General features: G+C 68.4%; 12 protein-coding genes and 1 other RNA gene. 2 read left to right on the top strand and 11 right to left on the bottom strand.

The annotated features are described in order from the left end of the window. Positions 1–44 precede the first annotated feature (44 nt). A complete protein-coding gene (locus ABQY74_RS08875; protein ID WP_104574168.1) occupies positions 45–1,259 on the top strand; it encodes a nucleotidyltransferase family protein in 1,215 nt (404 codons plus the stop codon). A gap of 66 nt (positions 1,260–1,325) precedes the next feature. Next, a non-coding RNA gene (locus ABQY74_RS08870) (sX9 sRNA) lies at positions 1,326–1,398 on the top strand. Between the two features lie 150 nt (positions 1,399–1,548). Here ABQY74_RS08870 and ABQY74_RS08865 read toward each other — a convergent pair. The 11 genes from ABQY74_RS08865 to ABQY74_RS08815 all read right to left on the bottom strand — a co-directional run bounded on the left by ABQY74_RS08865 (position 1,549) and on the right by ABQY74_RS08815 (position 13,095). Further along, positions 1,549–2,661, bottom strand: a complete 1,113-nt coding sequence (locus ABQY74_RS08865) for a glycosyltransferase family 4 protein (RefSeq protein ID WP_349794287.1) — start codon at positions 2,659–2,661, stop codon at positions 1,549–1,551. Next, positions 2,658–3,785, bottom strand: a complete 1,128-nt coding sequence (locus tag ABQY74_RS08860; RefSeq protein ID WP_349794289.1) for a glycosyltransferase family 4 protein — start codon at positions 3,783–3,785, stop codon at positions 2,658–2,660. Before ABQY74_RS08860 ends, ABQY74_RS08865 begins: the two co-directional genes overlap by 4 nt. A gap of 136 nt (positions 3,786–3,921) precedes the next feature. Next, positions 3,922–4,620, bottom strand: coding sequence for a class I SAM-dependent methyltransferase (locus tag ABQY74_RS08855; protein WP_349794291.1), 699 nt, complete (start codon positions 4,618–4,620; stop codon positions 3,922–3,924). Then, the gene (locus tag ABQY74_RS08850; protein WP_349794293.1) at positions 4,617–5,837 is read right to left on the bottom strand and encodes an amidohydrolase family protein; all 1,221 of its coding nucleotides are present in this window, start codon (positions 5,835–5,837) and stop codon (positions 4,617–4,619) included. The genes ABQY74_RS08855 and ABQY74_RS08850 overlap by 4 nt, the downstream gene beginning before the upstream one ends. 12 nt (positions 5,838–5,849) lie before the next feature. Beyond that, positions 5,850–6,692, bottom strand: coding sequence for a class I SAM-dependent methyltransferase (locus ABQY74_RS08845; protein ID WP_349794295.1), 843 nt, complete (start codon positions 6,690–6,692; stop codon positions 5,850–5,852). 157 nt (positions 6,693–6,849) lie between these two features. Further along, a complete protein-coding gene (locus ABQY74_RS08840; protein WP_104593554.1) occupies positions 6,850–7,701 on the bottom strand; it encodes a Wzz/FepE/Etk N-terminal domain-containing protein in 852 nt (283 codons plus the stop codon). A 43-nt stretch (positions 7,702–7,744) separates the two neighbouring features. Next, a complete protein-coding gene (locus tag ABQY74_RS08835) occupies positions 7,745–8,878 on the bottom strand; it encodes a hypothetical protein (protein WP_349794297.1) in 1,134 nt (377 codons plus the stop codon). Continuing rightward, positions 8,875–9,825 carry a glycosyltransferase gene (locus tag ABQY74_RS08830; protein ID WP_349794299.1) on the bottom strand — a complete coding sequence of 317 codons (951 nt, stop codon included), beginning with the start codon at positions 9,823–9,825 and terminating at the stop codon, positions 8,875–8,877. The genes ABQY74_RS08835 and ABQY74_RS08830 overlap by 4 nt, the downstream gene beginning before the upstream one ends. Then, entirely contained in the window at positions 9,822–11,075 is a 1,254-nt protein-coding gene (locus ABQY74_RS08825; protein WP_349794301.1) for an O-antigen translocase, read from the bottom strand. The genes ABQY74_RS08830 and ABQY74_RS08825 overlap by 4 nt, the downstream gene beginning before the upstream one ends. Further along, positions 11,072–12,184 (bottom strand): DegT/DnrJ/EryC1/StrS family aminotransferase, encoded by a 1,113-nt coding sequence (locus ABQY74_RS08820; RefSeq protein WP_349794303.1) that lies wholly within the window; start codon positions 12,182–12,184, stop codon positions 11,072–11,074. The genes ABQY74_RS08825 and ABQY74_RS08820 overlap by 4 nt, the downstream gene beginning before the upstream one ends. After that, a complete protein-coding gene (locus tag ABQY74_RS08815) occupies positions 12,184–13,095 on the bottom strand; it encodes a GNAT family N-acetyltransferase (RefSeq protein ID WP_349794353.1) in 912 nt (303 codons plus the stop codon). The genes ABQY74_RS08820 and ABQY74_RS08815 overlap by 1 nt, the downstream gene beginning before the upstream one ends. Positions 13,096–13,100 lie beyond the last annotated feature (5 nt).

Raw genomic sequence — 13,100 nt, 5'->3', positions numbered from 1 at the left:
CTCGCTTCCCCACATCACGTTGCCCTTCTCGGAATCTCCGCCGCATGCAGCCTTCCCTTCGCACCATCAAGCACGGCCTGCAGACGGCCACCGAACGGCTGGCCCGGGAATTGGCGCAGCCCGGCGAGGCGGTGCCGCAGTGGAACCGGCTGCAATGGCAGCTGGCCGCGGCCGCGGCGGCCGCGCATGGGGTGTCGCCGCTGCTGCAACGCCGTTCGCTGTGGCAGGACGCCGACTGGACCGCGTTCCTGCACGAGCAACGCAGCCATGTCGAAGACCGCCATCGGCGCATCGCGCTGCTGCTGACGCGCATCGACGCGGCAGCGCGTGCGGCGGGCATCGCCCTGGTCGGTCTCAAGGGCACTGCCTTGCATCGGCTCGGCGTCTATCTGCCCGGCGATCGCCCGATGGCCGATATCGATCTGCTGGTGGCGCCGGAGGATGCGCCCGCGGCGGCGGCGCTGTTGTGCGAGCTGGGTTACGTGGCCTCCTTCGAACAATGGAAGCACCAGGTGTTCAAGCCTCTGCAGGGCGAGGCGGTCGCAGGACTGGGCGAGCATCGCGATGCGCCGATCAATCTCGAGCTGCATACCCGCATCCAGGAACGCCTGCCGCTGAGCAGCGTGGACATCACCGCGCGCATCCTGCCGGAGCGTCCGCAGCCGGGATTGAATCCCTACCCGTCGGTCGGCGCGCTGATGTGCCATCTGCTGCTGCATGCCGCCGGCGGCATCTGCCAGCGCAGCATCCGCCTGATGCATCTGCATGACCTGGCATTGCTGGCCACGCGCATGGGCCCGCGCGACTGGGAACAGTTGTGGGACGACCCGGCCATGGCACCGTGGTGGGCGTTGCCACCGCTGCTGCTGTTGCAACGTTATTACCGCAGCGTGGTGCCGCCGGCGGTGATGGCGCGGCTGCAGGCCGATTGCCCGCGCCTGCTGCGCATGCGTGCGGCCCGCCAGACCCTGACCACCGCCTCGTGTTCCAACCTGTGGTTGTCGGCCCTGCCCGGCATCGAATGGTCACGCTCGCTGGGCGAAGCGCGCCAGTACCTGCGCAACCGGGTAGTACCGTCGGCCGAGAGCCGCAAGGAACGTGCCGACATGCTGCAGACCCAGTTGTGGCTTCAGGACCAGCCGTGGGTGCGGCAGACCCAGCTGCGCCGGGTGATGACGCGCCTGACCCGGCCGGTGCCGCGCACCGACATGCTGTATGTGGTGCGTGCAGCGCTGGACGGCTATCTGCAGCCAGTCTGAGCGCGGCTGACAACGCTGCTGCGCTCACTGCCGCACCGGCGCGGCCGGTGCCCTGAGTCGGCAGGTATCTGCCGCACAGTCCGATCCCGCGCGCGCCGTCCGCACCCATCCATCGGCCGCTCGCGACGTCTTGTTGGTCATTCCAGGACTGCAGCAGGCGTGCACAAGCGGCCGGCTTGTACAGTCGACCACCCTTGCGAGGATGTCACCACGTTTGGCCTGGCAGCCTCGTTGCTGCACCGCGCGTACTGCATGGCGGCCGCTGCAGGCTGCGTCCTTGCAGGCGCAGTCAGCGCAGCGGCCGCGCCTCGCACAGTTGCCGATACAGCTGCTCGAACAGCCGCGTGGTCAACGCCGCGTCTTCGCGTACCGCACGGCATTGCGCCGCCCAGGCCAGGCGCAGGCGCAGCTCGTCGTCGGCCAAGACCTGGCGGACCGCTTCTGCCAGCCCGGCCCAGTCGCCCGGCGGTACCGCGAGTGCGCACACCGGTGCCCACTCGACCAGATGCCCGACTGCGGTGCCGACGGTGGGCACGCCGGCGACCGCCGCTTCCAGCAGCACCAGCGGGCCAGCTTCATGCAAGGACGACAGCACCAGCAGGTCGGCCGTCTGCATGATCGGGCGCAACTCGCGCTGGGTCTTGAAACCGAGAAAACGCACCTGCCCGCCCAGGTCCAGCTGGTGCATCAGGCGCTGCATGGCGCCATCCAGCGTATCGACGCCGACCATGTCCAGGGTAAAGGCGACACCGGCGCGTTTGAGCGCCGCCATTGCCTGCAGCAAGGTGGTCTGGTCCTTGACCGGATTGAGGCTGGCCACATGCAGCAAGCGGGCGATGCCGCCGCTGCGTGCACGTGGCGCGGCCGGCGGCCAGGCCCGCAGATCCACGCCCAGCGGCACCCGCTGCGCGTGGATGCCGAGCGCCGTCAGCGACTCCAGGATGGGCGCGCTGGCCGCGGTGACGCGGTCGGCCAGGCGCAGGATCACCGCTTCGCGCAGCCGCCCGCGCCAACGCTGCCGGCCGCCATAGCCGATGCCATGCAATGCGACCAGCTCGCCACCGGCGATATGCACCACGCTGGGACGGCGCAACAGCCTTGCCGCGGCGACCGCGATCAGACTGCAATAGCCGGAAAAAATGGCCTGGATCACATCGAACGGAGCACGCCGATGTTCGTCGACGATGGCGGCGATCGCGCGCGTGCGGGTGCGCCTGGCGCCGATGTTGTGCACGGTGGCGCCGCGCAATGCCCAGGTACCGGGCAGCGGCTCCTGGTGCAGCACGAACACATGCACCTGGTGATGGCGCGCCAGCCATTCGATCAGGGTCAGGAACACCGGGATCACGCGGACCTCGCCGCTGCGGTCGACGCCGCCCGGGACCACCAGGGCCAGTTTCATGCGGCCCGCCCTGGCGCGGCCAGCAACCGGGTGTACGCATGCTTCCAGCGTTGCCCCACCGCAGCAAACGACAGCCGTGCCTCGAAATGCGCGCGCACCTGTGCGCGGTCGGGGCGTTGCCGGAAGAGCCGCAACAGCAGTTCCGCCAGGGCCGAGGCATCGCCCACCGGCCACAACGCGCCGACTGCGCCGCCATCGCTGAGCGCACGAAAGGCCGGGATATCGGTCAAGAGCGGCAAGGTGCCGCAGGCATACGCCTCCACTGCGGCATAACCGCAGCTCTCCGCATGGCTGGCGGAGACGAACAGGTCGCAGGCACGCAGCAGCGTTTCCACGCGCGCATGCGGCACCTTGCCCAGCAGCTGCACGCAGCGCGCCAGCGACGGATCGGCGCGCAGGCGCTGCTGTACCTGCTCCAGCAACGGCGCCTGGTCGAACACGCACCACAGCCGCAGCCCCGGCAACACCCGCGCGGCCAGGGCGACGGCATCGAGCACGCACAGCGGATCCTTGGCCGCGCTCAGATGCCCGACCCACAACACGCAGGGGTCGCCCTGCAGGCGGGTGTGCTCGCGTGCCTGCAGGCGATCGCCCGGCGAGAAGCGGCTGCTCGATTCGGGAATCGCAAACAGCTGCGTCCTGGCATTGAACAGGCGCGCCTGTGCGAACGGCTGCGCCATGTCCTGCGAGGTGAACGCGATCCCGGCGGCGGCAGCGTAGCGACGCCGCCAGACACTCCGGGCCCACCAGCGCGGCGGGCGGTTGGCGTGATCCTGCAGCAGGATCGGCGTATGCGGCAGCAGGCGGGCAAGACGGCGTGCATCGCCGGCAAATTCCAGACCGTGGACATGGACCACATCGGCGCCGATCTCGCGCAGCGTCGCCGCAAGCAGCGCTGCGCGCTGCGCACTGCCGCGCGCGCCCAGCTCGACGAAGCGGTAATCCACGCCCTGGCGGGTGAGCCGCAGGTTCAGTGCAGAGGCCTGGACCACCGCCACGCGCACCCCGGCGCTGGCGACGGCCTCGGCGATATCGGCCAGCGATGGCCATTGCGCGAACACCTGTTCTGCCGTCAGGCCGGCCGGCGTCGGCACCAGATTGAGTTGCGCCACCCGCAAGCTCATGACAGCGACCGCGCCCGGATTGCACGGCCTGCAAGCGCGATCGGGCCACGTGCCGCGCACCGCGCGGCGCGCAAACGGCAAGGCTTGCCCGCGGCCGAGGTGCTGCAGGCACATGCCAGCATGGCCGCCACGGCGCTCACGCGATGCGCCGCAGCCGCAACACCAGCGCAACCGGCACCTGCAGCGCGGCCCGGTCGAACCGCGCACCGGGCGCGATGTCGGCCGGGTCCAGCATCGGCTCGGCCACTGCTTCGATCTCCATCCCCAGCGCCGCACAGGCTGCATGCCAATGGCTGTAGAGATGTTGCGTATGCCGCACCGCGTACTGCCGGCCATCGGCCTTGAAGTCGCGCCGCCAGCCCAGCGCATGGCCGATCGGATGCACATCGCTGCATAGCACGATGCCGCCGACGCGGGTGACCCGATGCAATTCTTCCAGCGCCGGCCATAGCCGCTGCAGATGGCCGACCACCAGGCCGCAGACGCTGAGATCGGCCACGGCATCGTCCAGCGGCAGCTGCTCCAGGCTGCCCTGTTGCAGGCGCATGCGCGCCGCTGGCCAGTGCTGCGACAGCTCGGCGTGCGCACGCTGCAGCATCTGCGGCGACAGATCCACGCCGGTGACCTGCAGCGCGCCGCGTCGCAAGGCATGCAGCATGTAGCGGCCACTGCCGCAGCCGGCATCCAGCACGTGCTGGCCCTGCAACACGCTCGGCATCAGCGCGAGCATGGCGCGTTCCTCGGCCAGCATCACCGGGTTGTGCGCATGCGGCGGATACGCCTGCGCCCACAGCGCATACGCCGCTGCCGGCTCCAGCGTCGGCACTACGCTCACGACAGCGCACCGCTGGCGACCATGGCCACGCCGGGCCGGTGCGCAGCCTGCGCCACGCGCTGCAGGCCGGGTTCCAGTGCCAGCACCGCCGGATCGGCCAGCGTGGCATCGAGCAGCTTGGGGCGGCCATCCAGCAGCACCGGCACGGTCCGGACGCCTGCAGCGTCGAACCAGTCGGCAAAATCCGGGTCGGCGATGCGCGGGACGCCATCGCGTATCACCGCACGCAGGTCGCTGCGTGTGCAGCCCACCACGCTGTCGGCCGGGTCGCCACCGCGGTCGCGCACGATCACCAGATCGGCCGCCGCCCCCGGCGCCAGGCGTCCACGCGCGGCCATGCGCAGGATGCGCGCCGACTGATGGGTGACCAGGCCGAGCAAGAGATCCGCGGCCAGCCCGCTGCTGGCGGCGAAGCGCAGTTCTTCCAGCAGATCGCGCGAACCGCTGACGCGCGAATCGTTGCCCAACGCGAGCCGGCCCGCCATGCACAGGCGCCAGGGGTCGAGCGTGCGACCCAGCAGCGCAAGATTGCTCGACGGGCACCACACCACCGCCGCGCCGCATGCGATCACCCGCTCGATGTCGCACTCGCCCATGCCCACGCCGTGGATCAGCACGCTGTTGGAGGCCAGGCAACCGAGCCGATCCAGTTCGTCCAGCTCGGCGGCCGCCACCGCGTCGGTGCCTTCGGCCAGGTGGATCATCCAGGGATGCTCGGGCGAGGTGGCGGCAAAGCTGCCCTGCACTGGTGGGCCGTAGCCGGTCCATCCCAGCGCATAGCTCCAGCCGAACTCGCGCAGCAGGCCAACCGGAAAGCCGGGCTCGTCCAGGGTGGCATGCCACGGGTCGTGCTGCGCCACGCAGGTGACGCCGGCCAGCAGATTCTTTAGACCACCGTGACGCAAACGCACCGCCTTGGGCACACGCAGGGCCGCGGCCACCTCGGGATGCTGGAAATGCGCCTGGAATGCCTCGATCCACGCATAGCTGTTGGGAAACGCCGCGCCCTGCGGCAGCGGCGGCACGCAGTTGACCTGCAGATGATCGTGCGCATTGATCAGGCCGGGCGCCAGCACATGCCCCTGCAGGTCCAGGCGCAGGCTGCGCGTGCCGAGCGTGCCGCCGAAGCGCCCCGCGCGGATGGTCAGCGGCGCGCGCGAGGGGCCGGCCAGGGTGATCGAGCGCGCGCCCTGCAGACAGACATCGGCCATGGACATCGGCGTCTCCACTCAGCGCTTGCGCATCACGATCAGGAAGTGGTCGCCCATGTCGCGCAGCAACGGCAGGCCGCCCAGCCGGTCGTCGCACTGCCCCAGGCGCGCGGACAGGCGCGGATGCCGTTCGCAAAAATCCACCAGGTACGGCGGCGGCAGGAACAGGCTCAACGCGCGATAGCGCTCCAGGACGAAGTGCTTGGCGAAGGCGCGGTAGAACTCGCGCGGCAGGTGGTACCAGGTCCAGATGGTGTGGCCGTTCATGCCCACCGCGGTGACCCCGCGCGCGGCGCGCACCGCGGCGCGTTTGAGCCGCCCACGCACGCCGTAATGGCCGATTTCCCAGGGGCAGATGCGCCCGATCACCGAGAACACCAGGCAGCCATCGGCGCGCAGCAGACGCGCGCATTCGGCCGCCACCGCCGGCAGATCCGGCGCGCAGTTGAGCGGGCCGAAGTTGGAATACATGCCGTCGAAGCTGCCCTGCAGCTGGTCGAGCTGCTGGATGCCGACATGGACGGCGCTGAGGCGCTCTTGCAGGCCGTGCGTGGCCGCGCGATGGCGGGTGCGCTCGACCATCGCCGGCGACCAGTCGGTGGCCAGCACGTGGTAACCGCGACGTGCGAATTCGCCGGCATCCAGGCCGGTACCGCAGCCCAGGTCCACCAGATGCGAGCCCACCGGCAGCTCGGCCGCGACGGTGTCCCACAACGTGCTGCGCATGCGCTGGATCAACGCGTTGTTGCCGCGTGGGCCGTCGTAGTCGGGCGCAACGCTGTCGAACGCGCGTTGCGTCTCCAGCAAGCGCTCCGGGGCCACCGTGCCACCGCGCGCCGCATGCTCATTGACCACCGACATACGCAGCCTCCCACACCGATCCAGCTGTTCTCACGACACTCTCCAGACGCGACACCGCCAATGCGACATCGCTTGATTGACCGGTGAGTGCCGTGCGCCGGCGGTTTGGTTGCAGCGTGGGCAGCCTTGCGCAGCGTGCCGCACGGCGCTGCGCAGATCAGCCGATAGCCTGCGGGACGGCCACCGCGCGGCGCCGCCATGCATTGCGTAACACCGCCGCCAGCACCGCCAGCCCCGCCCCGCCGAGCAGGCCGGCGGCCCAGGCGGTGACGGCATTGGGAAACGCCTGCTGCTCGGGCACGTACAACGGCCACGCCAGCGAGGTCTGATAGGTGTAGCGCGTGGTCAGGCGGGCCACCAGATCGTCGCGTTCGCTCTTCAATGCGCGCACGGTGGTGTTGCTGTCGGTCAACAGCACGCCTGCCAGAACCTGGGCCGGCGTGGCCGCAGCGGTGCCCTGCCCGGCCTGCACCTGCTGCTGCAGCTGATCGCGGTTGCGGGTCGCCACGCGTAGATCGTCGGTGAGGCCTTGCAGGCGTGTACGCGCCAGTGCGAGCGCCACGGCATTGGTGTCGCCGTGCAGGCCCTGCAAGGCGCTCACCGTCGCCATCGCCAGCTTGCGCGCCTGCGCCGACGATTCGGCCCGGATGGTCACCCCGATCAGATTGGCATACGGGTCCGGGTCCGGCTTGAGGCTGCCGCGGTACAGCTGCGCAGCGCGGCTTTTCAGCGGCACGCCGGCCTGGCGCAGCACCGCATCCTGGAACAGCCGCGTCTTCATGCGGTCGATCACGCGCTGGAACGGCTCGACCTTGGGGTCGCGCCCGGCCGGCGTGGGGCCAATCTCGCCGACCTGGATCCAGGCGGTGGCTTCCCACTGCGGCCTGGCCAGGCGGGTAAAGGCAAAGGTGAGTGCTAGCACCACCACCAGTGCGGCCAGCGCCCAGCGCCATTCGCGGCGCAGGATGCGCCACAGGTCGATCAGATAGATATCGTCATGTTGAGTCATGGTGCACCGGCTCTGGAACAGGGTGAAGCGGAGCGGCCGCGCATTACGCAGCAGCGGTGGGTACGGCATTGCGGGTAGGCAACAGCACCGTGCAGGCATGCAACACCAGGCACAGCGCGATGAAGCCGAAATTGGTCCAGGTGAAGGCCTGCGGCGCGAACGGCGACATCAGGCAGGCATAGGCGATGCGCAGGAAGATCAGCACATGGAAGATCGACAGCGAGCTGTTGAGCAGGCGCACGCTCCACACCAGCCCTGCATACAACGCCAGCAGCGCCAGCAACGCACCCGGCGCGCCCCAGGCCATCAGGAACGGCAAGAATTCGGTCCCTACATTGATGTTGGGCGCATCCAGCGGAATGCTGGTGCCGGCAGTGGCGATCGAGCCACTGAACGGCACCAGCTGATTGACCAGGAAACTGGCGTTGACATAGCCCTTGGCCAGGATCGCGCCGAAGTTGTACGGCCCGGCGCTGATGTACAGCAGCAACCACTGCACGCCCTGCGGCATGGCGCGATACAAGGCACTGAACGGCAGGGCGACCGTGGCCAGCGAGCCGGAACGCAGTGCGCCGAGGATGGAAAACACCCCGCCGCCGGCCAGCATCAGCAGGCCGATGGTCTTCCACGGCAGGCGACGTGCCGGATCGCGGCGCAACAGCATCACCAGCACGAACGAAAACAACCCGGCAAAGATGCGGTTGCGGTCGATCACCACGATCGGAAACACGAAACCCAGTGTCAGCATCGCCGCGCGCAGCCCGCGATGGCGCACGCACAGCAGCGCGATCGGCGGCAGGATCCAGCACATGTTGGAGATGTGCCGCACATGCGCGCGCAGCGGACTCAAGGTCGCATACGAGGACGGATCGCTGAACAGCGGAATCGGAAACAGCGCCACATCCACGACGCAGAACAGCGTCACCACCGCCGCCAGCGTCATCACCAGGAACGCATCGCGAGTACCGGTGTAACGGTAGGCGCGAAAGCGCTCCACCGCAGGCAACTGCACGCGCAGCACGGCGTCCAGCACGCAGGTCGCGGCGGCGGCGGCGGCCAGCAGCGCGATGCCGTCAAGATAGTCGCCGGGCAGCGCATAGGTCAGCAACGTCAGCGCGCAACTGAGCAGCATCGGCAGTGCCAGATAGGTCGCCGGCCGGCGTAGCAGCGTGCTCATGCCGGTTTCACCGTGCTGCGCGCCGGCCTGGGCCGCCACCTGGCTGGCAGCGACACCCAGGCATAGGCGAGCAGATGCCCGATCACCCGGTGCGGCCGGCGCTGCAGGAACGCCACCTTGGCCGCGATGTAGTGCGACTGCGCGTGCAGCAAGCCACGCTCGGGCGCATCGAACAATTCCGCACAGCGCCTTGCCACCTGACGCGACTCGCTCAGGTTGGCAATGCGCGCGCGCACGTCCACGGTCTTGCTGAGATTGTGGCCATGCAACCGGTACGCGCACACCGGCACGTCGACAAAACCCAGCGCATCACGCGCGGCCAGGCGCAGGAAAAAATCCCAGTCTTCGATCCGCAGCGACTCGTCCCAGCCGGCGCGCGCATCGAAGGCACTGCGACGCAGCAAGGCCACCGCGCCGCCGACCGCCCACTGCTGGATCACCGCGCGGCGGATGCCGGATGCGGAGCGGTACAGGTCCACATCCACCCGATGCAGGTCGCGCATGGCGCTGCCGTGCAGCAGCTGCCCATGCTGGTCGACCACACAGGCATCGCCGATCACAGCCAGTTTCTGCGGATGCGCACGCAGGTAGCGCACCTGCGCATCCAGCCCGCCGGCCAGCAGATAATCATCGCTTGCGCCCAGCCGCAGGTATTCGCCGCGCGCACGTAGCGCCAGCTCGTTGAGTGTGGCCGCCACCCCGCGATTGGCGCGCTGCACGAACTGCACCGGCAGCCGGTGGCCATGACTGGCGATCCACTGCGCAATCTTCTCGCCGGTCGCGTCGCTGGAGCCATCGTCGATGATGACCAGCTCCTTGCACGGGTACGGGTCCTCCAGCACGCTGTCCAGGCAGCGTTGCACGAAACGCTCGTGGTTGAAGGCCGGAATCAGCACCGAGACCAGCGGCCAGCGTGCGCGCCGGAGGGGTTGGGTGGAATCGCTCATGCCGGCTGCACCAGATAGCGCCGCACCACCACGATATTGAACAGCAGATACAGCACGTAGTTGGCGACGAAGGCATACATCGCACCGATCAGCCCCCATTGCGCGGTGAACAGATACACCAGCGCCAGATAGCTGGCGGCAAACACGCATTCGGAGATCACGAACAGCCGCGTCATCGCCTTGGCCAGCATCACGTACGACAGCACGAAGGCGGCGATCTTGATCACATCGCCCAGCAGCTGCGGGGCATACAGCGGGGTGGCCTGGGCAAACCGGGCGTCGAACAGCAGCCAGGTCAGCCAATCGCGACACAGGTAGACGCCCAGCGCCATCACGATCACCGCCGGCAGCACATGGCGATACGCGGCACGCAGCTCGCGCCCGAGCGCTGCGCGCTCCTGCAGCGATGCCAGCTTGGGCAGGTAATACACGTTGATCGCAGTCGTGAAGAACAGCAGATACGCATCCGACACCCGGCTCACCGCCTGCCAGTACCCCACCTGCTGCCAGCCGAACTGCAGCGCCAGATGGTCGCGCACCAGCATGGCCACCAGCTGCGGCACCAGCGTGGAGGTCAGCGTCATCACCGAGAACGCCGCCAGCCTGCGCGTCATTTGCGCATCGAAGCGCATGCGCAACATCTCGCGTCGAAAATAATCGCTGCGCCGCAGCGCCGGCACGCCGGCCAGCAACCACAGCACCTGGCCCAGCACCAGCGCCAGCAAGGCGCCCTGCAGCTGTGCCCGGCTAGACAGCCATGCCACCAGTGCCGTGCTCAGCACCGCACCGCTGACCTGCACGAATGCCAGGCGGCGCACATCCATGAAGCCGTTGATCACCGCCAGGATGTAGTTGACCAGTGCGATGCCCAGCTGCGCCACCGCCACCACGCAGATCAGCGGCCGGTACGCCGCATCGCCGAGCAGGCTCTCGGCGATGGCACCACTGAACAGCAACGCCAGCACCGCCATCACGCAGGCCGCGCAGAACGCGTACCACAGCGCCGCGCTGAGCAGACGTGCCAGCGCAGCCGCGTCGTCGCGATACTCGGCCACGTACTTGACGATGCCGGCACTGATGCCGCCGCCCGCCAGCACCGCCAGCACCGACATCAGATTGAGGAACTGGCCCAGCCGGCCGACCCCTTGCGGGCCGGCGTAGACCGCCACCAGCTTCACCACCACCAGCGCAGCCAGCAGCTTGGCCAGCGTCGCAACGCCGGTGTAGGCGCTGCTGCGCACGACATTCATGCGGGGGCGCCAAACGACTGGCATGCGGCAATCACGCGCGCAACCGACGCATCGTCCAGCGCCGGCCCCATCGGTAGGCTCAGCACTTCACGGTGCAACCGCTCGCTCACCGGCAGGCAGGCATCGCCCAAGGTGGTGTAGGCCGGCTGCCGATGCGGCGGCACCGGGTAATGGATCTGGGTATGGATGCCCGAGCGCAGCAGATGCGCCTGCAAGGCGTCGCGCTGGGCGCTGCGCACCACGAACAGATGCCAGACGTGCTGCGCTTCGGCCACCACCGTCGGCAGCGTGATCAGGGGGTTGTCGATGCCGTGCAGGTAGCGCTGCGCCACTGCGCGGCGACGGGCGATCTCATCGTCCAGATAGCCCAGCTTGACCCGCAGGAACGCCGCCTGCATCTCGTCCAGCCGCGAATTCACGCCCTGGCAGAGGTGGTGATACTTCACCTGCGAACCGTAGTTGCGCAGCGCGCGGATGCGCTCGGCCAGGCGCTCATCCGAGGTCACCACTGCGCCGCCGTCGCCGAGTGCGCCCAGGTTCTTGGTCGGGAAAAAACTGAACGCCGCCGCATCGCCGAAGGCGCCGGCACGTCGCCCGTTCGCACTGGCACCATGCGCCTGCGCGGCATCTTCGATCAGCAGCAGCCCGTAGCGATGCGCCAGCGTCTGTAGCGCCGCCACATCCACCAACTGCCCGTACAGATGCACCGCCATGATGGCGCGCGTGCGCGGGCCGATCGCCTTCTCCACACTGGCCGGGTCGATGTTGAAGGTCGCAGGGTCCGGCTCCACCGGCACCAGCACCAGGTGGTTCTGACTGATCGCAAGAAAGGTGGCGATGAAGGTATTGGCGGGCACGATGATTTCGTCGCCCTCGCGCAACACGCCCAGCTCGCGATAGCCGCGCAGGATCAGCGACAACGCATCCAGCCCGTTGCCCACACCCACCGCCTGCGCAGCGCCGCAGTAGCTGGCGAATTCTTCCTCGAAGGCGGCCAGCTCCTGCCCAAGCACATACCAGCCGGCATCGATCACCCGCGCCGCAGCCAGCTTCAGCTCCTCCGCATACCGCGCATTGACCGCGCGCAAATCCAAGAACGGCACATCCATTACAGCATCCACCGATAAAAATCCTGTACCACGGCGCGTGCGCCGAAACGTTCCTTTTGTTCGACCAGACCGTCGTTGAGCACCTGGCCGGCCTGCTCGGTCGAGATACCGAAGCTGAAGTAATGGCGCTGCGCATACACCTGGGTGATCAGCTCGGCCAGCAGCAGGCTCAGCGCATCCAGCTGGCGACCGCGCGCGGACACCGCCAGATACTGGGTGTGCACGCTGCGACCGAAATCCAGCACCAGCGCTGCCGCCAACAGCTCCCCTTCGGCTCGCGCCTCATGCAGCACGATCTGCTGCGGAAACCGGCGTTGCAGCAATTGCAGCTCGTCCAGCCGATGGGTCGGCGCCACGTGGTGGCGCTGCAACACCTCGGTCAGCAGGGCATGAAATTCATCGAGTCGGGTGCTGGCCTGGATCTGCATACCGGCCTTGCGCGCCTTGCCCAGCGAGCGTCGACGTTCGGCGCTGAACGCAAACGGCTCGCGCAACGCGATCGCCGAGGACAGATCGCGCCGGTACAGCTGCGCACCTACGCGATGCAGGGCATACAGGTCTTCTTCGGCCGGATATGCGTGGAAGATATGCGGCACCGGCTTGTACACAAGCTCGCGCACCCCGCGCGCGCGATAGTGCGCGGCGATCTGTTCGAACACCTGCAAGGTCGCACCCGCGCGCAGGGCCGTGGACGACAGCAGGCCCGCATAGGTCAGGCCGGCGTGGCTGCTGACACAGTCGCCCTCCACGTTCGCCGGCAACACCGCCACCACCTCGCCACCGCGTTCGATCAGCAACGATGCGTCCACGAAGCGGTCGGCGTGATAGTCCATGTAGCCGCGCCGATGCAACACATTACCATTGCGCGAGGACGCCACCAAGGCATCCCAGGCAGGCGCATCGCCGGGCAGATACG

The organism is Xanthomonas sp. WHRI 7064, from assembly GCF_040202355.2.
Taxonomy (GTDB): Bacteria; Pseudomonadota; Gammaproteobacteria; order Xanthomonadales; family Xanthomonadaceae; genus Xanthomonas; species Xanthomonas arboricola.
The sequence above is the reverse complement of the archived record's forward strand: the minus strand, read 5'-3'. Positions and strand labels throughout refer to the sequence as shown.

Excerpts from the sequence above, each read along its gene's own strand:
- ABQY74_RS08820 (WP_349794303.1), bottom strand. The coding sequence starts at position 12,184 with ATGGATGTGCCGTTCTTGGATTTGCGCGCGGTCAATGCGCGGTATGCG.
- ABQY74_RS08845 (WP_349794295.1), bottom strand. The coding sequence starts at position 6,692 with ATGTCGGTGGTCAATGAGCATGCGGCGCGCGGTGGCACGGTGGCCCCG.
- ABQY74_RS08860 (WP_349794289.1), bottom strand. The coding sequence starts at position 3,785 with ATGAGCTTGCGGGTGGCGCAACTCAATCTGGTGCCGACGCCGGCCGGC.
- ABQY74_RS08865 (WP_349794287.1), bottom strand. The coding sequence starts at position 2,661 with ATGAAACTGGCCCTGGTGGTCCCGGGCGGCGTCGACCGCAGCGGCGAG.
- ABQY74_RS08825 (WP_349794301.1), bottom strand. The coding sequence starts at position 11,075 with ATGAATGTCGTGCGCAGCAGCGCCTACACCGGCGTTGCGACGCTGGCC.
- ABQY74_RS08850 (WP_349794293.1), bottom strand. The coding sequence starts at position 5,837 with ATGTCCATGGCCGATGTCTGTCTGCAGGGCGCGCGCTCGATCACCCTG.
- ABQY74_RS08835 (WP_349794297.1), bottom strand. The coding sequence starts at position 8,878 with ATGAGCACGCTGCTACGCCGGCCGGCGACCTATCTGGCACTGCCGATG.
- ABQY74_RS08830 (WP_349794299.1), bottom strand. The coding sequence starts at position 9,825 with ATGAGCGATTCCACCCAACCCCTCCGGCGCGCACGCTGGCCGCTGGTC.
- ABQY74_RS08840 (WP_104593554.1), bottom strand. The coding sequence starts at position 7,701 with ATGACTCAACATGACGATATCTATCTGATCGACCTGTGGCGCATCCTG.
- ABQY74_RS08875 (WP_104574168.1), top strand. The coding sequence starts at position 45 with ATGCAGCCTTCCCTTCGCACCATCAAGCACGGCCTGCAGACGGCCACC.